The 21126-nt window shown below is 68.0% G+C and carries 19 protein-coding genes; 3 read left to right on the forward strand and 16 right to left on the reverse strand.

From position 1 onward, the window contains the following. The 4 genes from HV783_RS22590 to HV783_RS29520 all read right to left on the reverse strand — a co-directional run. The coding region (locus tag HV783_RS22590) for an enoyl-CoA hydratase-related protein (protein WP_175189898.1) at nt 1–546 on the reverse strand (546 nt) is incomplete at its 3' end. Then, complete coding sequence (locus tag HV783_RS22595) at nt 543–1835, reverse strand: acetyl-CoA C-acetyltransferase (RefSeq protein WP_064524256.1); 1293 nt, start codon at nt 1833–1835, stop codon at nt 543–545. The genes HV783_RS22595 and HV783_RS22590, both read right to left, overlap by 4 nt. A 29-nt stretch (nt 1836–1864) precedes the next feature. Continuing rightward, nucleotides 1865–4213, reverse strand: a complete 2349-nt coding sequence (locus HV783_RS22600) for an acyl-CoA dehydrogenase (RefSeq protein ID WP_254604000.1) — start codon at nt 4211–4213, stop codon at nt 1865–1867. Nucleotides 4214–4270: 57 nt separating this feature from the next. Further along, nucleotides 4271–4942, reverse strand: a complete 672-nt coding sequence (locus tag HV783_RS29520; protein WP_054503067.1) for a TetR/AcrR family transcriptional regulator — start codon at nt 4940–4942, stop codon at nt 4271–4273. Nucleotides 4943–5295: 353 nt separating this feature from the next. On the opposite strand from HV783_RS29520, the gene HV783_RS22605 reads away from it, so the two are divergent. The 3 genes from HV783_RS22605 to HV783_RS22615 all read left to right on the forward strand — a co-directional run bounded on the left by HV783_RS22605 (nt 5296) and on the right by HV783_RS22615 (nt 9229). Next, entirely contained in the window at nt 5296–6897 is a 1602-nt protein-coding gene (locus HV783_RS22605) for a glucosamine inositolphosphorylceramide transferase family protein (protein ID WP_175189899.1), read from the forward strand. A 565-nt stretch (nt 6898–7462) separates the two neighbouring features. After that, nucleotides 7463–8209, forward strand: coding sequence for a response regulator transcription factor (locus HV783_RS22610; protein ID WP_064524407.1), 747 nt, complete (start codon nt 7463–7465; stop codon nt 8207–8209). 369 nt (nt 8210–8578) lie between these two features. Beyond that, nucleotides 8579–9229: a response regulator transcription factor gene (locus HV783_RS22615; RefSeq protein WP_054503064.1), complete on the forward strand. Its 651-nt coding sequence runs from the start codon at nt 8579–8581 to the stop codon at nt 9227–9229. 72 nt (nt 9230–9301) lie between these two features. Here the strand turns inward: HV783_RS22615 and HV783_RS22620 are convergent, their stop codons facing one another. The 12 genes from HV783_RS22620 to HV783_RS22675 are packed head-to-tail and all read right to left on the reverse strand — an operon-like array spanning nt 9302 to nt 21110. Continuing rightward, nucleotides 9302–10579, reverse strand: a complete 1278-nt coding sequence (locus tag HV783_RS22620) for a glycosyltransferase WbuB (RefSeq protein WP_175189900.1) — start codon at nt 10577–10579, stop codon at nt 9302–9304. Then, on the reverse strand, nt 10576–11136 hold the full coding sequence (locus HV783_RS22625; protein WP_054503062.1) for a putative colanic acid biosynthesis acetyltransferase: 561 nt from the start codon (nt 11134–11136) through the stop codon (nt 10576–10578). The genes HV783_RS22620 and HV783_RS22625 overlap by 4 nt, the downstream gene beginning before the upstream one ends. Then, nucleotides 11133–12020: a glycosyltransferase family 2 protein gene (locus HV783_RS22630; protein WP_081273429.1), complete on the reverse strand. Its 888-nt coding sequence runs from the start codon at nt 12018–12020 to the stop codon at nt 11133–11135. Before HV783_RS22630 ends, HV783_RS22625 begins: the two co-directional genes overlap by 4 nt. Nucleotides 12021–12032: 12 nt before the next feature. Beyond that, complete coding sequence (locus HV783_RS22635; RefSeq protein WP_064524264.1) at nt 12033–13163, reverse strand: glycosyltransferase; 1131 nt, start codon at nt 13161–13163, stop codon at nt 12033–12035. After that, nucleotides 13156–14448 carry an O-antigen ligase family protein gene (locus tag HV783_RS22640; protein WP_175189901.1) on the reverse strand — a complete coding sequence of 431 codons (1293 nt, stop codon included), beginning with the start codon at nt 14446–14448 and terminating at the stop codon, nt 13156–13158. Before HV783_RS22640 ends, HV783_RS22635 begins: the two co-directional genes overlap by 8 nt. Before the next feature lie 23 nt (nt 14449–14471). Then, nucleotides 14472–15374 (reverse strand): glycosyltransferase family 2 protein, encoded by a 903-nt coding sequence (locus tag HV783_RS22645; RefSeq protein ID WP_054503058.1) that lies wholly within the window; start codon nt 15372–15374, stop codon nt 14472–14474. Between the two features lie 20 nt (nt 15375–15394). Next, nucleotides 15395–16711 carry a lipopolysaccharide biosynthesis protein gene (locus tag HV783_RS22650; protein WP_175189902.1) on the reverse strand — a complete coding sequence of 439 codons (1317 nt, stop codon included), beginning with the start codon at nt 16709–16711 and terminating at the stop codon, nt 15395–15397. A gap of 30 nt (nt 16712–16741) precedes the next feature. Next, nucleotides 16742–17695 carry a GDP-L-fucose synthase family protein gene (locus HV783_RS22655; protein WP_054503056.1) on the reverse strand — a complete coding sequence of 318 codons (954 nt, stop codon included), beginning with the start codon at nt 17693–17695 and terminating at the stop codon, nt 16742–16744. 6 nt (nt 17696–17701) lie between these two features. After that, nucleotides 17702–18811 carry a GDP-mannose 4,6-dehydratase gene (gene gmd / locus HV783_RS22660; RefSeq protein WP_054503055.1) on the reverse strand — a complete coding sequence of 370 codons (1110 nt, stop codon included), beginning with the start codon at nt 18809–18811 and terminating at the stop codon, nt 17702–17704. Between the two features lie 10 nt (nt 18812–18821). Continuing rightward, nucleotides 18822–19229 (reverse strand): VanZ family protein, encoded by a 408-nt coding sequence (locus tag HV783_RS22665; protein WP_231132911.1) that lies wholly within the window; start codon nt 19227–19229, stop codon nt 18822–18824. Further along, nucleotides 19222–20652, reverse strand: coding sequence for a mannose-1-phosphate guanylyltransferase/mannose-6-phosphate isomerase (locus HV783_RS22670; RefSeq protein ID WP_116791888.1), 1431 nt, complete (start codon nt 20650–20652; stop codon nt 19222–19224). The genes HV783_RS22665 and HV783_RS22670 overlap by 8 nt, the downstream gene beginning before the upstream one ends. Further along, nucleotides 20649–21110, reverse strand: coding sequence for a GDP-mannose mannosyl hydrolase (locus HV783_RS22675; protein ID WP_155755505.1), 462 nt, complete (start codon nt 21108–21110; stop codon nt 20649–20651). Before HV783_RS22675 ends, HV783_RS22670 begins: the two co-directional genes overlap by 4 nt. Nucleotides 21111–21126: the final 16 nt, after the last annotated feature.

Raw genomic sequence — 21126 nt, forward strand, 5'->3', positions numbered from 1 at the left:
GGCCGCGCGGCGCGCGTCGGCGCCGCGGCCGGTCAGCATCATGTCGAGCGCGGCCGGCGCGCCGACCACGGCCGGCAGGCGCAGCATGCCGCCCCAGCCGGGAAAGATGCCCAGCATCACTTCCGGCAGCGCCAGCGAGGCGCCGGGCGCGTCCTCCACCAGCCGGTAGCGGCAGGCCAGCGCCAGTTCCAGGCCGCCGCCCAGGCAGTGACCCTGGATCAGCGCCAGCGTCGGGTAGCGCACCGCCGCCAGGCGGTTGAACAGGTTCCAGCCGCGCGCCACCAGGGCGCGGCCCTGTTCCGGCGTGTTCAGTTCGGCGAATTCATTGACGTCGGCGCCGACGATGAAGCCGGTCGGCTTGCCCGAGCGGATCACCAGGCCCTTGGGCGGCTGCGCGTCGAGCGCGTCCAGCACCGTCGCCAGTTCCGCCATGGTGTCGGCGGACAGCGCGTTGACGGCGCTGCCGGCGCGGTCGAACGTCAGCCACGCCAGGCCGTCGGCGTCGCGCTCCAGGCGCCAGTGCGAGAGCGTCTCCAGCGTGTTCATGGGCGGTCCTCCAGGGTTTCGACCAGCATGGCGCCACCCAGGCCGCCGCCGATGCAGATGGCGGCCATGCCGCGGCGCGCGCCGCGACGCTTGAGCGCCTCCAGCAGGTGCAGCACGATGCGGGCGCCGGAGGCGCCGACGGGATGGCCGATGGCGATGGCGCCGCCGTCCACGTTCAGGCGCGCCGGATCGAGTTCGCCCCACGCGGGCGTGCCGAAGTGTTCCTGGCAATAGGCCTCGTCCCGCCAGGCCGCCAGGCAGCCTAGCACCTGCGCGGCGAAGGCCTCGTTGATCTCCCACAAGTCCAGGTCATTGAGGCCGAGTCCGTGGCGTTGCAGGATCGGGGTGGCGGCGTGCACCGGCCCCAGGCCCATCATGGCCGGATCGAGGCCGGCCCACTGGCTGTCGATGATGCGGCCCAGCGGCCGCAGGTTCCAGCGCCGCACCGCTTCCTCGGAGGCCAGCACCAGCATCGCCGCGCCGTCGGTGACCTGCGAGCTGTTGCCGGCGGTGATGTTGCCCCAGGGCTTGTCGAACACCGGCTTGAGCTTGGCCAGCTTTTCAGGCGTGGAGTCCTCGCGCACGCCGTCGTCGTCCGGGTACAGCTTGCCCTGCGTGTCGATCAGCGGCGTGATCTCGGCGAAGGCGCCGTTGGCGCGCCCGGCCAGCGCGCGCGCGTGGCTCTGCGCCGAATAGGCGTCCATGGCCTGGCGGCTGATGCCGAAGCGGGTGGCGACGTTCTCGGCGGTCTGGCCCATCGACAGGCCCACCACCGGGTCCGTCAGGCCCTTGAGCAGGCCGATGACCGGCGCCAGGTGGCGCAGGCGCAGGCGGCCGAGCGTGGCGAGTTTGGCGCCGACGCCGCGGGCCGCGTACCAGCCGGCCAGCCAGCGCACCATGTCGTCGGAAAATAGCACCGGCGCGCGCGACAGGGCGTCGACGCCGCCGGCCAGCACCAATTGCGAGCGTCCGGTCTGAATGTTGGCGATGGCCGAGTCCAGCGCCTGCATGCCCGAAGCGCAATTGCGCATCACGGTCCAGCCGGGCACTTTGTTGCCGCAGCCCAGGCGCAGGGCGATCACCCGGCCGATGTTGACTTCGTCGGGCGACGGCGCGGCGCAGCCCACGATGACCTCGTCCAGGTCCGTGGGCGCGTAGGGCTGTCGCAGCAGCAGGCCGCGGCCGGCCTGCACCGCCAGATCCCCGGCGGCGAACGGGCCGGGGCCCGTGCGCGCCTTCAGGAATGGCGTGCGGGCGCCGTCGACCACGTATACCGGTTTGAATGCCATCCGATCTCCTCTGCGTGTTGACTGGGTCCTCAGGCGGCCTTGCGTTCGGCCGCTGGCTTGACCGCGCCTGTGACGCCGAGGTCAAAGGGGAAATCATCCACTCTCACCACGCTATCGCGCAAGGCATTGCGACGCTTGACCACCGCATATTCTTCGGCGGTGATGCCGCCGGCGGCAAAGACGGCGTCGGCCAGGTCGCGCACGTTGGCCTGCGGATTGCCTTCGAGCGTGCCGCGCTTCTCGAACTCGCGGATCTTCGATTCGATCGGCTCGGCCTCCAGCGTGGCGGCCAGCGCCTGTTCGATCGCGCCGACCGGTTCGTCGGCGGTCGCGGGCAGATGGCAGCCGGCGGTCAGGCGGTCGCGGGTCGCGCCGGGGTTGATGAGCAGCCGCGCCACGTCCTGGCCCAGTTGGTCCGACGGCAGCGACTGCGGCCGGCCCCAGGGGAAGACGATGCGGCGCAGGCTCCACGCCACCACCCGGTTGGGATAGTTCTCCAGCACGCCGTCGATGGCGTCCTGCAAGCGGAACAGCGCGTCCTGCACCGACCAGTGCGCCAGCGGCGCGTCGGCATTCTGGCGGCCTTCGTCCTCGAAGCGCTTGAGCGCGGCGCTGGCCAGGTACATCTGCGACAGGATGTCGCCCAGGCGCGCCGACAGGCGTTCGCGGCGCTTGAGGCTGCCGCCCAGCACCAGCATCGAGGTGTCGGCCAGCAGCGCGAAAGCGGCCGAATAGCGGCTCACCAACTGGTAGTAGCGCTTCATCTCAGGCGCGACGTCGGCGTCGATGCCAATGAAGCGTCCGCCGGTCAGGGCGGTGCCCAGCGCGCGCAGCGTGTTGCGCGCGACAAAGCCGACGTGGCCCCAGAAGGCCTGGTCGAAATCGATCAGGCCCTGCCTGCGGTCGGACGACTGCGCCGCGCGCATCTCGGCCAGCACGTAGGGATGGCAGCGGATCGCGCCCTGGCCGAAGATGATCAGGCTGCGGGTCAGGATGTTGGCGCCTTCCACGGTGATGCCGATGGGGATCTGTTGATAGGCGCGGCCCAGGAAGTTGGAGGGCCCCAGGCAGATGCCCTTGCCGCCGATCACGTCCATGCCGTCGTTGACGACCTGGCGCGCGCGCTCGGTGACGTGGTATTTGACGATGGCCGACACCACCGACGGTTTCTCGCCCAGGTCGACGGCGCCGGCGGTCATGCTGCGCGCGGCGTCCATCATGTAGGTGTGGCCGCCGATGCGGGCCAGCGCCTCCTCGACGCCCTCGAACTTGCCGACCGGGGTGCGGAACTGGCTGCGCACGCGGGCGTAGCCGCCGACGGCGCGGGCGGTCAGCTTGGACATGCCGGTGTTGGACGATGGCAGCGAGATCGAGCGGCCGGCCGCCAGGCATTCCATCAGCATGCGCCAGCCCTGGCCGGCCATGGCCGGGCCGCCGATGATGAAGTCCAGCGGCATGAACACATCCTGGCCGCGGGTCGGGCCGTTCATGAACATGGCGTTCAGCGGGAAGTGGCGGCGGCCGGTGTCCACGCCGGGATGGTCGTGCGGCACCAGCGCGCAGGTGATGCCGATGTCCTTCCTGCCGCCCAGCAGGCCGTCCGGGTCGTACAGGCGGAAGGCCAGGCCCAGCAGCGTGCAGACCGGCGCCAGCGTGATGTAGCGCTTGTCCCAGCTAACGCGCATGCCGATCACTTCGCGGCCCTGCCATTCGCCCTTGCAGACGATGCCGCTGTCGGGAATGGCGGCGGCATCGGAACCGGCCCAGGGGCTGGTCAGCGCGAAGGCCGGCACTTCCTCGCCGCGCGCCAGGCGCGGCAGGTAGTGGTTCTTCTGTTCGTCGGTGCCGTAGTGCAGCAGCAGCTCGGCGGGGCCGAGCGAGTTGGGCACCATCACCGACACCGCCAGCGCCGACGAGCGCGTCGACAGCTTGGTCACGATCTCGGAGTGGGCATAGGCCGAGAAGGCCAGGCCGCCGTATTCCTTGGGGATGATCATGCCGAGGAAGCCGCTGCGCTTGAGATAGTCCCAGACCTCGGGGGGCAGGTCGAAGCGCTCCTGCGTGATGTTCCAGTCGTTGACCATGCGGCAGGCCTCTTCGGCCTGGTGGTCGAGGAAATGTTGTTCCTCGTCGGTCAGGCGCGGGCGCGGGTAGGCCAGCATGCGCTTCCAGTCAGGGCGGCCGCGGAACAGCTCGCCTTCCCACCACACCGTGCCGGCCTCGAGCGCGTCGCGCTCGGTGTCAGACATCTGCGGCAGCACCTTGCGGTAGAGATTGAAGATCGGCGCCGACAGCAAGGCCCGCCTGAGCGGGCGCACGCCCAGCAGGATGACGGCCAGCAGCGCGATGACGATCAGCGCGACGATGACTGCGTTCATTTCCTAGTCTCCTTTTTTGAATTCTCTGGAACCGCCGCGCCGCGCCGACCCGGGGCCCTAGGTGGCGGGGTGCTGCGGCAGCGGAGCGCGCAGGCCGCCGAGCAGGAAGCTCATCAGGCGGGGCAGCAGCAGCTCGGGGTTGTCGGGTTGCTCGGACTCGTCCAGCGTCCAGCCGGTCACCGAGCGCAGCAGGTCGGTGCCGATGATGGCGTAGGAGGTGGCGCCGAGCATGAACTGGAAACGCCACACGATTTCGGCGCGCGGCACGTCGGGCAGGGCGGCGAACAAGGCATTGCGATAGCGCTCGAGCACGTCGGCGTATTCCTCGGCGAACAGGGCGCGGATGAAGCCGGCGGGGTCGGTCATGGTGCGTTCGAGCAGCGGCAGGAACGTGCTGCCGGCCTGTTCGGGATCGGCCGCCAGCCGCAGCAGCGTGCCGAAGAAGGCGTCGACGATCTGCGACGGCTTGAGCGGCTTGCCCTGGGCCTGGGCCTCGAGCTCGTCGAGCAGTCGCAGCCGTTCGCGGTTCAGGACTTCCAGGCGGCGCTTGAGCACGGCCTGCACCAGCGATTCCTTGGAGCCGAAGTGATAGTTGACCGAGGCCAGGTTGACGCCCGCCGCGCCGGTGATCTGGCGCATGGACGTGCCGTCGTGCCCCTGCTGGGCAAACAGGGCTTCGGCGGTGTCCAGGATCGATTCGCGCGTGCTGGAAGATCTGAGTTCTTGCATTAAGTTGAATTCAAACGTTTGTTTGAAAGCAGTATGCGTAAAAGATCGCAAGCGTGCGACCCCTGCAATCCCGAATAGGGTTTACCCCTAAAAACGGAGTGCGTGCGGCGCTCGTTCCTTTGCATGAGAACCCCTGCCGTTGGCTGAGGCGGAGCGCGGCGTGTCGTCCAAACGGCGTTGCGCCGTTTGGCCTCGGACTTGCGCCCTAGGATGAAAGCCGTCTGGAAGGTCGGGGCGAAACGCCGCAGTATCACAGCGAGGACTTGAGAGCGTGGCACCGTGGATGCGCCTGGCGAGCCCGATCGCCGTTCCGGTGCCGCAGGCCATATCGACCTGACACAGGAGCAGGAGACATGAAGACCTACAGAGTGGGGCTGTTGATCGATGGCACCGACCAGCCCGGCTGGATCCACGACATGGCTGAGTGGCTCGCGCGCAGCCAGGATTTCGATCTTTCCGCACTGCTGGTCATGGAGAAAGACGCCGCCGGCCTGTCGCCGCGGTTTGGCGCCAAGGCGCTGTTCGGCACGCTGTCGCGGCTGGAGTCGCGCCTGCTGCCGGCGCGGCAGCGCCAGATGCTGGCCTGCCGCGACTTGCGCGACGGCCTGCCCGCATCGACCACGGTGCTGACCCTGCCGGCGGGCCCGCGTGACAGCGGACGCGATGACGGCGTGGCGGCGTTGGGGCTGGACCTGGTGATCATGCTGGGCGCGCTGCCGCCGCCGCGCTCGCGGATGGCGGGCTGGGCGCGGCACGGCATCTGGCGGCTCAGTTATTCCGACATCGCCGTTTCCACCAGCCGCTATGCGGGGTTTTGGGAGGTCTATCAGCGCGAGGACCATACCACCGTGAAGCTGTGGCGGGTGGGCGCCAGCGCGGACGAGGATGCGCTGCTGGACCAGCGCAGTTTCAATACCGAGGTGTTCTGGCTGAAGAACCAGACCCGCGCGTTCAGCCTCGGCAATTTCATGGTCTATGACGCGCTGCTGGCGCTGGCGCGGGCGCGGCCTGGCGCCGCGCCTCCCGGCATGCAGATCATGAGCGGCCAGCGCCGCGACGATCCGGCCGAGTGGGATAGCGCCGCCTATATCGCCCGTCAGGCCTGGTTAATGACCGATTTGATTGTGCGCCGCGTCATGAGGCGCAATGTGCGCTGGCGAATCGGTATGTTCCCATCGACCCGGCAACAGGCAGTGGTATCCGAGGCCATGGTATTGCAGCCTCCCAAGGGGCGTTTTTTCGCGGATCCATTTGTTTATATGCGGGGCGATCATCCATATATTTTTTTTGAGGATTACGATTTTCACTCGCGCAAGGGAACGATCTCGGTCGCCACCTATGAAAACGGGGCTTTCCAGTTGCTCGGGACCGCCCTGAATCTGCCTTACCATTTATCCTTTCCATATATTTTTGAATATGAAGGAACGACGTACATGGTGCCGGAAACGTGCGGAAATCGGAGTATTGAATTATGGAAATGCACGGAATTTCCGCTGAAATGGGAGTTGGATCTGACGCTCATGACCGATGTTTCCGCGGTCGATACTATTATTTTTAAACGCGGTGAATACTGGTGGCTATTAACCAATATCGATCGCACCGACGGCCAGAATCACTGCGATGAATTGTTCGCCTTCTTCGCCGACTCGCCGCGCTCGAGCCACTGGACGCCGCACGCCTGCAACCCGATCGTGCGCAACCCGATGCGGGCCCGCAACGCCGGGATCGTTGTCTCGCCTGGCGGAGAGGTGATCCGCTGCGCGCAGTACCAGGGCTTCTGCCACTACGGCAAGGGCGTTTCGCTGAACCGGATCGAAGAACTGTCGCCGTCGACCTACGTCGAGACCGACGGCGAGATCCACTACGCCAGCTTCCTGAAAAAACGCCATGCTTCAATGCACCATTGGCATCATCAGGGTGGCCATACGGTATTTGACTTCGCGTATATGGAGTAAATGACGCAAGCTACCGGAAAATAAAAGTGTTACCTATATTTCTTTTGCGACGGATAGCCGCGGGCATAATGTGTCGGTGGAAACATATCGACAAGTCTGCCGCCCGATCCGGCCGCGTCGCGACAGCCTTTCCGTCGGCGCCGGTCGCGCCCCGTTCCCCCCGCGCATGCCTTGAACATGGCCTTGCCCAAGCCGGCCTGCCGGCCTGGAAGCCGCTTGGCGCGCGGCTTTGCGCGCGGATGGGGTTGGTGGAAACCCTAGCGGATGAAAGGATGAGAGGGGGTGTCTCATCCTGTTTTATGAGTACGTTTACGGCTAACGAATGATTTCTGTTTTTGTCGGATTATATCGCTTGCCAGCGTCTTGATTTTGCCAATTTCGAACCATAAGATGGGTTCATGCCATCCGTTATGTTGGCTACGAAAGTCTCCCAGCCCAAATGGCCCGGTGCAGCGTCATTAGATATTCCGGGAAATCGCGGACCACCCCCGCGGGGTTGGAAAAAAAATAGTCTTCAGCACAGCGAAGATCCCTTCTAGGCCTGTTGAACAACCGGGAGGCCACCATGGCCAAGATGGTCCTGATTGAAGCCCATCCGCTTCTGCGGCTGGGGTTATGGCAGATTCTGAGCAAGTTGGACGATGTGTGGGAAATCGAAGGAATGGGGTTGGCCGATGTCTCGAAGGCCAACGGGGCGCATGCCGGCGCAGATCTTCTGATCTACGGCCTGCCCGTGGACAGCGAGGAAGCCTGGAGCACGCTGCATGAGATCCAGCGCGAACTCAGCCCCAAGCGCATCCTGCTGCTGACCGATGTCATGCCGCTGCCGATGCCGGTGCAGGGCTTGCCCGGCGCCAGCGTGTACGGTTGCCTGATGAAGACGGCGTCGGTGGAGATCCTGGAAGCGGCCATCCGCCTGGTCATGGCGGGCGGGCAGTGCTTTCCGAGCGAGCAGGCGTTGCAGGCCCCGGCTCAGGCCAGTTGCGTGCTGCCGGCGCGCGAGACCGATGACGCTGGCAAGGGCACCATGCCGATCAGCGCGGGCGCGCAGTTGCTGCAGATCACGCCGCGCCAGTACGAGGTATTGGTGCTGCTGGCCAGGGGCTATCCCATCAAGACGGTCAGCCGCATGCTCAACATCTCGGTGGCCACCGCGAAAACGCATGCCTGCACGCTGTACCAACGCCTGCACGTCAAGAACAAGGGCGAGGCCGTGTACGCGGCGCTGCAACGCGGCGCCACGCTGGAATGGCATGAGCCCAACGCTCGCGACGTGGACGCCGGACAGATGTATGGGCGCAAGCTGGGCTGAAGCGCCGGGGCTCGGCGCCCCGGCTCGCGCCGTCCGCCAGACCGCGCGCGGCCCCCGCCCATCGGCCCGGCCGGGCGCTCCCCGCCATCCCGCCTAGGGCATACACTGCAGCATCGGCGGTCGCCGTGCCGCAGCATTCCTCCTCCAATCATCCTCCTGTACGAGATTCAGCGAACGTAGCCGCTGATAGCATGGGTTGTGTCCGCAAGCATGGGTTGAGACGGCGAATCGCTATGCCGCCAGAGCCCACCCCGCGCGGCGGACGAGATTCCCGTGAGCCGGGTGACGCGCCGGAACCGTCGTCGCTGCCGTGCGCCGCCTTGCCATGGGAACCGTGTCTGGACCCTGTGTCACAAGGTTCCCCCCGGGATGACAACCGTTCTGATCGAAGACTACGCGCTGCTTCGCGTCGCTATCCAGCATGTGTTGGAGCGCGTGCGCAATGCCGAGGACATCCTGGCGATCTCGCCAGCCCATCTCTTGAACATGCCGGGCTCGATCAATCGGCCAGTGGAACTGCTGGTGGTCGGCTGCAGCGGGGTAACCGAGCCCGACATCGGCCTGCTGTCGCAGGCGATGGCGCTGTTCATGCCGCGCCTGGTACTGGCGCTGTACGCGGTGCTGGACCAGAACGTCATGGCCGCCTGCGCGCGGGCCGGCGTGGCGGGTTATCTGCCCAAGGCCTCCAGCCCGGATGCGTTGGCCGCCGCGGTCAGCCTGGTGCTGGCGGGCGGGGAATGCTATCCGCAGCCAGCGGCGCGGCCATTGGGCGCCTCGCAGACGGCGGCGCCGGAATTGCGCGAGCTGACGCAGCGGCAGGAGGAGATCCTGCAATTGCTGGTGCAGGGCAAGACCATGCGCGAGATCGGCCAGCACGTGGGCATTTCGGTGGCCACGGTCAAGAGCCATGCGCGCACCCTGTACTGGAAGCTGAACGCGCGCAACCAGGCCGAGGCCGCCTACATCGCGGTGCAGATGGGCCTGGTGCGCGGCAGTGGCAAGCCCGGCGAACCCACCTGAAGACGCCCCAGGAAAGAGGCGGCGCGCCCTCAAGCGCGCCGCCCTGGATGGCGCCAGGCCGTGATGGCGGCGTCAGCGGCCCGTGTCGCGGCGCGCGGCGCTGGCGGGGCTGGGCGCGGCCGGCACGGTGACGGGATCGACCACCGCCGCGAACTCCCGTTCGGCGGCCGCCAGCACCGCGTCGATGTGCAGGTAGCGCAGCGCGTGGCGGCGCGCGGCGGTGCCAAGGGTCTCGCGGATCTGCGCGTTGTTGGCCAGCTTGCGCACGGCCTCGGCCATGGCCGCGGCATCCTCGGGCGGGGTGACCAGGCCGCAGTGCGCCACCACGCCGGCCAGCTCGGTGCCGCGCGCGGCGCCGCACACCACGGGACGGCCGCTGGCCAGCATGCCGGTCAGTTTGGACGGCATGACCAGATCGGCGGCGCCGGCGCGTTGCGGCAGCAGGTGGATGTCGGCCGTGTTCAGCAGCGCGCCCAGGCGTTCGCAGGGCTGCAGGTCGAGAAAGCGCACCCGCGCCAGGCCCTCGCACTGCGCCTGCAGCGGCGCGCGTTCGGGGCCCTGGCCGCAGAACACGAACCACAGGCGCGGTTCGTGCTCCAGCAACCGCGCCACCTGCGCCAGCGTGAGCAGGCCCTGCTTGCCGCCCATGTTGCCCGAGTACAGCGCCACCACCGCGTCGGCCGGAATGCCGAGCTCGGCGCGCAGATTGCCCGCGCGGTCGGGCGCGATGGCGTTGACGTCGATCCAGTTGGGCAGCAGCACCGCGCGCTGCGGGTCGATGCCCTTGTACAGCGCCAGGTCCTGCATGCGCCGGGAAATCGTCGAGACGCGGTCGAAGCGTCGCATCAGCCAACGCTCGGCGCGCTGCACCAGGCCGCGCAGTCGCGCGCCCTTGAGCAGGCCCAGGTCGAAGGCGGCGTCCACTTCATAGTCCTGGATGTGCAGCCAGGCGCGCGCGCCGCTCAGCCGCGCCGCCAGCCATGCGGCTGGGGCGCAGAAGAGGGCGGGCTCGACCACGAGGATCAGGTCCGGCCGGCCTGCCGCCGCCCGCAGCAGCGACGGCAGGCTGGACAGCGCGAAGCTGGCCAGGTGCACCAGGCGCTTGGCGCCGCCGGGCTTGCGCGGCACCCACAAGGGCGCGCGCCGAACGTCGACGCCGGCGCGCGTCTCGCGGCGGTAGCGGCCGGCGTGATAGCCGTCGTGGACCTGCCATTGGGGATAGTAGGGCGGCGCGGTGACCACGCTGACCTGGTGGCCGCGGGCGGCCAGCCATTCGGCCATTTCCGCGTTGTACTTGCCGATGCCGGTCAGCTCCGGCGCGTAGTTGATGCTGTACAGAAGGATCTTCATGTTGGCGGCTCCACGCGGGGTTTGACGGGACGGCAGGGATTGCCCAGGCACACCATGGCGGGCGGCAGGTTGCGGAACACCGAGCTGCGCGCGCCGACCACGGCCTCGCGGCCGATGGTGACCCCTGGGCCGACGAACACGTCGGTGGCGACCCAGGCGCCTTCCTCGATGCGCACAGCGCGTTCGCGCAGCGGGAAGTCGGGCTTGCCGGCGTCGTGGTCGGCCGCGCACAGGTAGCTGCGCTGGGAGATCACGGCATGGGCGCCGACGTGGATCGGCCCCAGGCTGTAGAGCACCGCGTCGTCGCCGATCCAGGCGTAGTCGCCGATTTCCACCTTCCAGGGATAGGTCACGGTGGCGCTGGGCCGGATCAGGACTTTGCGCCCGACGCGGGCGCCGAAGCAGCGCAGCAGCCAGCGCCGGAAGCCGTAGGCCACCTGCGGCGACCAGCGGAACAGCGACCCCTGCACCAGCCACCACAACTGCACCGTCAACGCCGAGCGGCCGCGCTGTCCAGGCGCCACGGCGAACTGGTCGAGACGCTGCAGCGCGCTCATTTGGCGGCTCCGGCCACCGCGTCACGCTGTCCGCGCTCGGGCTCGGCCAGTCGCGCCTGCCGGATCTCCTCGGTCTTGATGCGGATCTGCCAGTAGTACATGGCGCGCGCGATGGCGTAGTCGAAGCCGGCGCGTCCGTCGAGGAACCCCAGTCGCAGCACGTACGAATGCAGGAACGAGATCGGCGCCTTGAACGGCATCGCCTGGAATACGCGCTTGAGCAGCGCCCGCGCGCCAACGTTGGCCTCGCGCGGGTCGTTCATCAGGCCCTTGATGCGCAGGTTGGCTTCCCAGTCGGAGTAGCGGTTGTGCTTGTCGAAGTAGTGGTACAGCGAGTCGTGGTCGTTGTGCACCATGCGCGCCCGCAGCGCGAAGGTTGCGCCCTGCACCTGGGGCTGGTAGTGGCCCTCGACCTCCCACATGTGGGCCACGTCCAGGTCGTCGTAGTCGAGAAAGCGCGAGCGCTCGCGCGCCAGCAGCGCCAGCTTGTAGACGCGATGCCCATGGCGCAGCTTGCGGCCGCAGAACACGTAGTCGAACGGCACGAAGGCGCCGCCGGCGCCGGCGGCAAAGCGCGGCAGCGCGGCGCGGATCTCGGCGGCCAGCTCGGGCGTCATTTCCTCGTCGGCGTCGACGTACAGCACCACGGGGTGGGTGAAGGGCAACTGCTCCAGGCACCACTGCTTCTTTTTCGGGTACTTGCCATTCCACTGGAAGTTGCTGACCTTGGCGCCGAGCGCGGCGGCCATGGCGCAGGTGGCGTCGGTGCTGTTGGAATCGACCACGAAGACTTCGTCGAAGTCGGCCAGCGCCTTCAGGCATTTGGCGATGTTGCGTTCCTCGTTCTTGGTCATGACGACCACGGACACCGGTATCTTGGACATGATGCTTTCCTTTCAGGAGGCGGCGCGCCGCATCAGCGGCTGGAACAGCTCGATGACGTCGCGGCAGTGCCGCTCCAGTGAAAAGGCGTCGGCGCGCCCGGGGCCGTCGGCCGCCAGTCTCGCGCGCATGTCGCCGTCGTAGGCCAGGCGGCGCACCGCCGCGGCCAGGGCCGCCGCGTCGCCCACCGGCACCAGCAGCCCGTAGCGGCCGGCGTCGAGGATCTCGGCCGGCCCGTGCGGACAATCGGTGGAAATGACAGGAACCCCCAGGCACAGCGCCTCGACCAGCACGTTGCCGAAGCTCTCGCGCACCGAGGTCAGGGCGAAGGCGCCGGCGCCGGCGATGACCGGGAACGGGTTGTCGATGTGGCCGGCCAGCGTCACCGGGCTGCGCGAGGCGCGCGCGTCGATACGCTTTTGCAGGGCGGCGTGTTCCGAGCCTTCGCCCAAAATGGTGAAGCGGATGCCCGGGTCGTCCAGCAGCGCGGCGGCGTCGATCAGGGTGGCATAGTCCTTGACGGCCTCCAGGCGGCCGACCGCGACCACGTGGTACGGCGCGGCGGCAGGCTCGGCGTCCGTGGACGTCGCGCTCTGCTCGCGCACCTCGTCCAGCGGCACGCCGTTGTAGATGGTGCGCACCTTGCCGCGCAGCGGCGGAAACATGCTGACCAGGTCTTCCTTGACGCCGCGCGACACGCCGACGACGGCGTCGTGGCGGCGGTAGGTCTGGCTCACCAGCCAGCACTTGAGCCGCCGCATGCGCGACGCGCCGTAATGGATGGCGGGGCTGCTGTGCTCGAAGGCGACGGTGGCGAATTTGCCGCGCAGCAGCTTCCTGGCCAGCACCACCAGCATATTGCACAGCAGGCCGTGCGAGCAGACGATGGCGGGCCGGTCACGGCGGATCTGCTTCAGCAGCCGCCAGAACGCCACCGGCAGCATCAGCCGCAGCGAGGTGGGCGATTCGATGACCGGCAGCGCCCGTGTCACGCGTGGATTGGCGACCGGGTACTCGCGGTTGCGCGAGCGCAGCAGGAACAGCGCGGCGTCCAGGCCCCTTTCGGGCAGGGCATCGGCGATGAAGGCAACGCATCTTCCGACGCCGCCGTGCAGGTCGGGCGCGACGAACAGGACATCAGGCATGGGGCAGTACTCGCGGTGACGCCCGGCGCATGGCGTCCGGACGGGGGCTGGGAGCCGCGGGCGCGGGCGTGGGCACGGGCATGGCCCGCGCATTGCGTATCAGCGACAGGCAGTAGCACAGCAGGAAGCCGGTGAAGGCGGTCTTGGGGGCGTACGCCAGGCCGCCCGAGAGCGAGTCGATGAAGATGTAGATCGGCGCCGTGGCGAGCAGATAGCGTCGATGCAGTTCGAGTCCGGGGTGGGCGTAGCGCCGGAACAGCGACAGCAGCAGGATCAGCAGTGGCGGCAGCATGATCATCGCCGTGCCGACGATGCCGAACTTCATCAGGTAGAAGGCCCAGGAATTGTGCGCGAACGTGCTCAGTTCGAAGCCGTTCTCGCCCATCACCCAACTGCGAAAGCCGGCGCCCTTGCCGAACACCGGGCTCTCGGCGAACGAGTCCATCTGGCCCTGCATCTCCTGGATGCGGGCGCCGTAGCTGGAGTCCTCGTCCAGGCGTTCGACGCTGAAGACGCGGTTGGTCAGCACCTCCAGGTAGCCGATGCTGGCGAACACCAGGATGCCGGCCACCGCCGCCGGCGCGAAGATCATCACCACCCGGCGGCGCACGTCGGAACCGGCCGCCAGCATCACCGCCAGCAGCACGGACACCATCAGTTGCAGGTACTGGCTGCGGTTCAGCGAGAACACCAGCGCCAGCAGCATGTACACCGTCAACGCGTAGGCCTTGGGGCCGGACACGTTGAGCGTTTTGCGAAAGTACAGCAGCGACACCACGCCGAACGGAATCGCCCAGACGCCGAGCCGTACGTTGCGCAGCGGGTTGGCGACGCTGAAGCCCTGCAACTGCTCCAGCAGCATCAGCGTGGCCACGGCCAGGCACGCGGCCACGATGTACTTTTGCAGCAGGGCGTAGGCCGCCGGGCTGTCGATGTCCTTGTAGCAAAGGAACGGCACGCTCAGGAAGTAGAAGACGATGCGCAGGTCGCGGGCGACGTCGCCGGTGTCGATGCCCGGATGATGCAGCGACACCAGCAGCAGGTAGATCACCGTCAGCACCTGCAGGCCCAGCAGCATGCCGAGCGCGCCGCGCGGCAGGGCATAGGCGGCCGGGTCCGCCAGCCGCAGCGCCTTGACCACCAGGATGGCGACGAACAGCACGTCGAACGGCGACAGCTTGAAGCTGCCCACCCCGAGGATGAAGTGGTCGTCGTTCAGCGCCAGCGCGGTGAAGGCGAACAGGCCCAGCAGGTGCAACGTGGAAAGACGGCGGTGCGAATGCATGGCGGCTCCATGGCTGGGTGGGGTCAGTGCGCGGCCCAGTCGTCGCGTCCGAACAGCTTGATGGCGAGCTTTTCGACGAGGTAGGACAGATCGCCCTGGCGCGCGTGCGCCGCCACCTGCGACGCCCGGCACGACAGGCCGAACAGCTTGCCCATGCCCGGTTCGGTGCGGCGGATGCGCTCGACGATCTGCTGGCGTTCCTCCAGCAGCACGTCCTGCATCAGCGCGGTCTTGGTCTCGTCATGGGCGGTGTACACGCCCATCGCGTCCGGCACGATCTGGTTGCGGCCTTCGCGCAGCAGCCGGCTCCACAGTTCCAGGTCCATGCAGTAGCGCATGCTTTCCTGCAACAGGCCGTGCTTGAGCAGCAGGTCGCGGCGGAAGATGGCCGACTGGTTCGGGATCGAGGCCTTGACCACGGTCAGCGTGCCGCGGTTGACGGGGGTGTAGTGGATCTTGCGGAAGATGTGGTTGTCGGCGTCGGCCACGAACAGGTTGCCGCTGACGATCGGCGCCCGGCCCCGCGCCGCCGCCGCGCCCAGCTTGCGCAGGGCGCCCGGGTAGTACAGGTCGTCGGAGTTCTGCCAGCCGACATAGTCGCCGGTGGCGCGCTCGAAGCCCTTGTTGATGGCGTGCGACTGGCCGCGGTCGGGCGCGCTTTCCCAGTGGGTCAGGTAGCGCTCGTACTTGCGGATGATGTCGACGCTGCCGTCGGTCGAGCCGCCGTCGATGATGATGTACTCCAGCCGCGGATAGCCCTGGTTGAGCACCGACACGATGGTGCGTTCCAGGAAGCGGGCCTGGTTGAACGAGGGGGTCACGATGGTCAGCTTGGGCAACAGGCCGCCGGCGATCGGCGCGGGCGGGCGCAGCTCGCTCACGAAATCGATCAGTTCACGCGAGTACTCGTTGTGACGCTTGCGCATATAAGACCTCAGCATGTTCACTACCGGGTGGCCGCAGGCATTGCGCCCGGGTAGTCGGGCCGGGATTGACGGATGGCGAGCGCCACGCCGGCCAGCGTGATCGCCGCGTAGGCCATGCGGCCCCAGGCGGCGGCGTGTTCGCCCGCCGCGTGCACCAGGACGGCCATGACGCACAGCATGGCCAGGCCGCCCAGGCCGTTCAGAATGGCGACTGCGCGCGAGTTGCCCAGCCCGAGCAGGGAAAAATGCGCGGCCGCGTTCAGCGACAGCAGCCCGGAGGCGGCGATCAGCAGGCGGAAGGTGCCCAGGTGGCCCTCGGCCACCGCCTGGCCCAGCAGCAGGTCCAGCAGCGGCGCGCTGACCGCCAGCACCGCCACGGTGGCGCCGGCCGACAGCAGCAGGTTCCACCGCATCAGGCGGCGGATTTCCTCTTCGGCGGCGCCGGGATGGGGCGGCGCCGCGGCCAGCCGGCTGACGCGCGGCATGGCCTTCTGGAAAATCGCCACCGAAGCGGTGTGGATCATCTGGCCGACCTGCACGCCGACCGTGTAGATGGCCAGCGCGGCCGGGCCCATCAGGCTGCCCACCAGCACCCGGTCGACCGAGCCGAACGCCAGGGCGCTGAGGCTGTTGAGCCAGGACCAGCGCGAGAACTTGAACGCCGCCAGCATCGCGCCGCGGTCTCGCACCGGGCGCACCAGCGCATGGCCGTAGCGGCGCGCGAACACGCGCATCTTGACCGAGCCGGCCAGCAGCAGGCCGGCCGCCTGGGCCAGGCCGGTCCAGGTGGGCGAAGCGGTCAGCCACGCGGCGGCGCAGGCCAGCGCCATGGTGCCGCTGCGGCTGAAGACTTCGCACAGGGCGGTGGCGCGGAAATCCTCGCGGCCCTTGAGGCAGCCGGACATCAACTGGTCGTATTGCTGCGTCAGGTAGACCGCCAGCGCCGGCATGGCCAGCAGCGTCACCGCGACCCCGCCGAAGGTGGCGGCGGGCCAGCCCAGCCAGACCACGCCCCACAGCAGCGCCGCGGCCGCCGTCACCACGCCGAGCGCGCAGCCGATCAGCGACATGGCGACGCCTGCCGCGCGGTAGGCGCCGCCCGGCTCGTGCAGGCGTTCGGACACCAGCTTGGTGGCGGTCACGGCGGCGCCCAGGTTGGCGGCGTTGCCGAAGCCGGCCAGCGCGATGATCATCGAGTACTGGCCAAATCCCACCGTGCCCAACTGGCGGAACAGGATGGGCAGCGCCACCAGCGCCGCGACCGGGCCGATGCCGTATTCCACCAGCCCCCAGAACGAGGCATTGCCGGCGACGTGCTGCCTGATGAGTCGGATCATCGGTGGGCCTGTGCTCGGTTGGCGTGGCGCTCAGGCCACGGGCAGCGGCGGACGCGCCTGCTCGCGCAGGAAATGGCCATAGGCCAGCGTCACGCCATGGGTAAGCGATATCTCCGGTTTCCAGCCCAGGGCGCGCACCCTGGACGAGTCCATCAGCTTGCGCGGGGTGCCGTCGGGCTTGCTGGCGTCGTAGACGATGTTGCCCTGGTAGCCGACCACCTGCGCCACCACCCGCGCCAGCTCGGCGATGGACAGGTCCTGGCCGGCGCCGATGTTGTACATGCCCTCGGCCGACGGCGTTTCCATCAGCATCACGCAGGCCCGCGCCAGGTCGTCCACGTACAGGAATTCGCGCAGCGGCCTGCCGCTGCCCCACAGCGTCACGCTGTCGTCGCCGGCCTCGCGGCCCTCGTGGAACTTGCGGATCAGCGCCGGCAGCACGTGGCTGCTGTGCAGGTCGTAGTTGTCGTGCGGGCCATACAGGTTGGTCGGCATGGCGCAGACGAAGTGCGCGCCATGCTCGCGCTGGTAGGCCTCGCACAGCTTCAGCCCGGCGATCTTGGCGATGGCGTAGGGCTCGTTGGTGGCTTCCAGCGGACCGGTCAGCAGTGCGTCCTCGCGCAGCGGCTGCGGCGCGTCGCGCGGATAGATGCAGGACGAACCCAGGAACAGCAGCTTGCGCACGCCGGCCGCGTAGGCGGCGCGGATCACGTTGCACTGGATCATCAGGTTGCGGTAGAGGAAGTCCACCGGATGGTTCTGGTTGGCCAGGATGCCGCCGACCTTGGCGGCCGCCAGGTACACCACGTCGACCGGCGTGGTCGAAAAGAAGCGGTGCACCTGGTTCTGGTTCTCCAGGTCCAGTTCGCTGTGGCTGCGCGTGATGACCTGGCGGTAGCCGCGGCCCTGGAGCTCGCGCACCAGCGCCGCGCCCACCATGCCGCGATGGCCGGCCACGAACACGCGTTGATCCTGATGGCTCATGGCGGGCTACTCCTTGTAGGCGTAGATTTCGTAGCCGTTCTGCTCCACCAGGGCATCGCGGCGCGCGTCCTTCAGGTCGCTCTCGACCATCTCCTTGACCAGTTGGGCGAAGGTGGTGCGGGGCGACCAGCCCAGCTTCTCGCGCGCCTTGGTCGGATCGCCCAGCAGGGTCTCGACCTCGGTCGGGCGGAAGTAGCGCGGGTCGACCCGCACGATGACCTGGCCGGCCTTGATGTCGTGCACCGGGCTGAACAGCACCGTGGCGGTTTCGTTCAGGCCCTCGCCTTCCCACGCCAGCAGGATGCCCAGCTCGCGCGCGGCGGTATTGATGAACTCGCGCACGCTGTACTGCATGCCGGTGGCGATGACGTAGTCCTCCGGCGTGTCCTGCTGCAGCATGAGCCACTGCATTTCGACGTAGTCGCGCGCGTGGCCCCAGTCGCGCAGCGCCGACAGGTTGCCCAGGTACAGGCATTCCTGCAGGCCCAGCACGATGCGGGCCAGGCCGCGCGTGATCTTGCGCGTCACGAAGGTCTCGCCGCGCTTGGGCGATTCGTGGTTGAACAGGATCCCGTTGCAGGCATACATGCCGTAGGCCTCGCGGTAGTTCACGCTGATCCAGTAGGCGTACAGCTTGGCGGCGGCGTAGGGACTGCGCGGATAGAACGGCGTGGTTTCCTTCTGCGGGGTCTCCTGCACCAGACCGTACAGCTCCGAGGTCGAGGCCTGGTAGAAGCGGGCCTTGTCCTCCAGTTTGAGGATGCGGATGGCCTCCAGCAGGCGCAGGGTGCCCAGGCCGTCCGCGTTGGCGGTGTACTCCGGTTCTTCGAACGACACGCCGACGTGGCTCTGCGCCGCCAGGTTGTAGATCTCGTCGGGCTGCACCGATTGCACGATGCGGATCAGGCTGCAGGAGTCGGTCATGTCGCCGTGGTGCAGCACGAAGTTGCGCGGCTGGTCATGCGGATCCTGGTACAGGTGATCGATGCGCGCGGTATTGAAGAGCGACGCGCGCCGCTTGATGCCGTGGACTTCATAGCCCTTGGCCAGCAGGAACTCGGCCAGGTATGCGCCGTCCTGTCCGGTGACGCCGGTAATCAGTGCCCGTTTTGGCATGGTTTTATCCTTAAGACTTAGTCACTGCACGAAAGGAGCCGAAGGCTGCGGAACCGATGTTCAACGAGATTACTGTCGCACCCGCCGCGGAGATATCGGCCAGAAGGTCTAAGAGATCAGCCTGTCGATAGGCAAAAAAGGACTGGATGATTTCGTCCAGCGCGCCCAGCGCCGTCACGATCGCCAGCGCCGTCAGCGCGGGGCGCCGACGCACCGAGGCGTAGATCAGCGCCGTCAGAAAGGCGTAGGCCGCAAGGTGCAGGCGCTTGTCGCCGAAGGTGGCCGACATTTCCGCCGCCAGGCCTGGCAGGTTGCCCACCGTGACCAGCGCCAGGAAGAACAGCGCCGCCGCGGGCAGGCAGATCCGCGCCACCCCCGGGCGCAAGAAGGACGAGGCCGCGCGCCGCGGATCAGACACGGCCGTACATGTCCTGGAAACGGACGATGTCGTCCTCGCCCAGATACGCGCCGGACTGCACCTCGATGATTTCCAGCGGGATCTTGCCGGGGTTCTCCAGGCTGTGGACCTCGCCCAGCGGGATGTAGGTCGATTGGTTTTCGGTCAGCAGGTATTGCTTGTCGCCGTTGTAGATGCGCGCCGTGCCTGACACCACCACCCAGTGTTCGGCGCGGTGATGGTGCATCTGCGACGACAGGCGCGCGCCCGGCTTCACGGTGATGCGCTTGACCTGGTAGCGCGGCCCCTGGCCCACCGAGTCATACGAGCCCCAGGGCCGCTGCACCTCGCGGTGGTGGTTCATCTCACTGCGGCGCTGGCCCTTGAAAGCCTCCACCAGCCGCTTGACGTCCTGCGAGCGGGTCTTGTGCGCCACCAGCACCGCGTCGGCGGTCTCGATCACCACGATGTCGTCCAGTCCCACCGAGGCCACCAGCCGGCTGGTCGAATGGATGAGGCAGTTGCGCGAGTCCTCGACCATCACGTCGCCGCTGGTGGAGTTGCCCTCGGCCGTCTTGCGGGCGATGCCCCAGACCGCGTCCCAGGCGCCGACGTCGCTCCAGGGCGCTGCCAGCGGGATGACCACGGCGCTGTCGGTGCGTTCCATGATGGCGTAGTCCATCGAGTCGCTGGGGCAGGCCTCGAAGGCGGGGCCGTCCAACTGGAACAGGCTGTCTTCGCCATGGCCGGCGGCCACGGCCGCGCGCACCTGCTGCAGGATGCGCGGCGCCAGGCGTTCCATCTCGGCCAGGAACACCGAGGCCTGGAAGGCGAACATGCCGCTGTTCCAGTAGTAGCTGCCGGTCTCGATGAAGCGCTGCGCCACTTCGGGCGAGGGCTTCTCGACGAAGCGGCGCACGCGTCGCGCCGGCGCCAGGTCGTCCGGCTCGGCCGCCTGGATGTAGCCGTAGCCGCTCAGCGGCGCCGTGGGCGTGATGCCGAACGTCACCAGCGCGCCCTGGCGCGCGGCCTGGTAGGCCTCGGCGAAGGCGGCGGCCAGCACCGGTCCGTCCTCCAGCACGTGGTCGGACGGCATGATCAGCATGACCGGATCCTCGCCGTCGCGCATCGCCCGCAGCGTGGCGGCGGCGATGGCGGGCGCGGTGTTGCGGGCGTGCGGTTCGAGCACGATCTCGGCGTCCTGTATGCCCAGTTCCTGCGCCTGTTCGGCCGCGATGTAGCGGTGGGCGGCGTTGCAGACCAGCATCGGTTTGGGCTGGGCGCCGGCCGAGCCGAGCCGCAGCAGGGTGTTCTGCAGCAGGCTGCGGTCATCGGTCAAACGGATGAACTGCTTCGGCAGCAGCTCGCGCGACAGGGGCCACAGGCGCGAACCCGAACCGCCGCAAAGGATGACGGCCCGGTAGGGGGGATGGGGGTGGGTCATGGCGCTGACTCCTTGAAGTAGGCCTGGGTGTTCGGATGCGCGCCGGGATCGGCGGCGATGGCCGCCGGGGATTGCCAGCGGTAGCGGCGGTGCTGGCCCAGCGGCAGGTTGCCGGCATCCAGCGTCAGATCGGCCTCGTAGGCGAGGACGACGTAATGGGTGGAACGGCCGGGCTCGCCGGCGAAATTGGTGTCGTAGAAGTGTTCGTACACGCCGCGCGGCCGCCAGGCGGGGGGCGGCAGCGTCACGCCCAGTTCCTCGCGGGCGATGCGCTGCAGCGCCCGCGCCAGCGTTTCGTTCTTGCGGATGCGGCCGCCCGGCACGAACCAGGCGCCCTGGGCCGGCGGGTTGCTGCGCAGCCCGGTCAGGTAGCGGCCCTCGGCGTCGCGCAGCAGCAGGTCGATGGACACCAGCGGCAGCATCTCCACCGCGCGGCGGAAGTCGTCCTCGGCCAGCAGGCCGGGGGCCGGCGCG

It is taken from the genome of Achromobacter dolens (genome assembly GCF_902859745.1).
In the GTDB taxonomy this organism is placed as follows: domain Bacteria; phylum Pseudomonadota; class Gammaproteobacteria; order Burkholderiales; family Burkholderiaceae_B; genus Achromobacter; species Achromobacter dolens.

What these genes read in the sequence shown, in the direction of transcription:
- HV783_RS22610 (WP_064524407.1), top strand. Translation starts at nt 7,463, where the DNA reads ATGGCCAAGATGGTCCTGATTGAAGCCCATCCGCTTCTGCGGCTGGGG.
- HV783_RS22605 (WP_175189899.1), top strand. Translation starts at nt 5,296, where the DNA reads ATGAAGACCTACAGAGTGGGGCTGTTGATCGATGGCACCGACCAGCCC.
- HV783_RS29520 (WP_054503067.1), bottom strand. Translation starts at nt 4,942, where the DNA reads ATGCAAGAACTCAGATCTTCCAGCACGCGCGAATCGATCCTGGACACC.
- HV783_RS22620 (WP_175189900.1), bottom strand. Translation starts at nt 10,579, where the DNA reads ATGAAGATCCTTCTGTACAGCATCAACTACGCGCCGGAGCTGACCGGC.
- HV783_RS22645 (WP_054503058.1), bottom strand. Translation starts at nt 15,374, where the DNA reads ATGCGCAAGCGTCACAACGAGTACTCGCGTGAACTGATCGATTTCGTG.
- HV783_RS22625 (WP_054503062.1), bottom strand. Translation starts at nt 11,136, where the DNA reads ATGAGCGCGCTGCAGCGTCTCGACCAGTTCGCCGTGGCGCCTGGACAG.
- HV783_RS22640 (WP_175189901.1), bottom strand. Translation starts at nt 14,448, where the DNA reads ATGCATTCGCACCGCCGTCTTTCCACGTTGCACCTGCTGGGCCTGTTC.
- HV783_RS22615 (WP_054503064.1), top strand. Translation starts at nt 8,579, where the DNA reads ATGACAACCGTTCTGATCGAAGACTACGCGCTGCTTCGCGTCGCTATC.
- HV783_RS22650 (WP_175189902.1), bottom strand. Translation starts at nt 16,711, where the DNA reads ATGATCCGACTCATCAGGCAGCACGTCGCCGGCAATGCCTCGTTCTGG.
- gmd (WP_054503055.1), bottom strand. Translation starts at nt 18,811, where the DNA reads ATGCCAAAACGGGCACTGATTACCGGCGTCACCGGACAGGACGGCGCA.
- HV783_RS22600 (WP_254604000.1), bottom strand. Translation starts at nt 4,213, where the DNA reads ATGAACGCAGTCATCGTCGCGCTGATCGTCATCGCGCTGCTGGCCGTC.
- HV783_RS22595 (WP_064524256.1), bottom strand. Translation starts at nt 1,835, where the DNA reads ATGGCATTCAAACCGGTATACGTGGTCGACGGCGCCCGCACGCCATTC.
- HV783_RS22635 (WP_064524264.1), bottom strand. Translation starts at nt 13,163, where the DNA reads ATGCCTGATGTCCTGTTCGTCGCGCCCGACCTGCACGGCGGCGTCGGA.
- HV783_RS22670 (WP_116791888.1), bottom strand. Translation starts at nt 20,652, where the DNA reads ATGACCCACCCCCATCCCCCCTACCGGGCCGTCATCCTTTGCGGCGGT.
- HV783_RS22630 (WP_081273429.1), bottom strand. Translation starts at nt 12,020, where the DNA reads ATGTCCAAGATACCGGTGTCCGTGGTCGTCATGACCAAGAACGAGGAA.
- HV783_RS22655 (WP_054503056.1), bottom strand. Translation starts at nt 17,695, where the DNA reads ATGAGCCATCAGGATCAACGCGTGTTCGTGGCCGGCCATCGCGGCATG.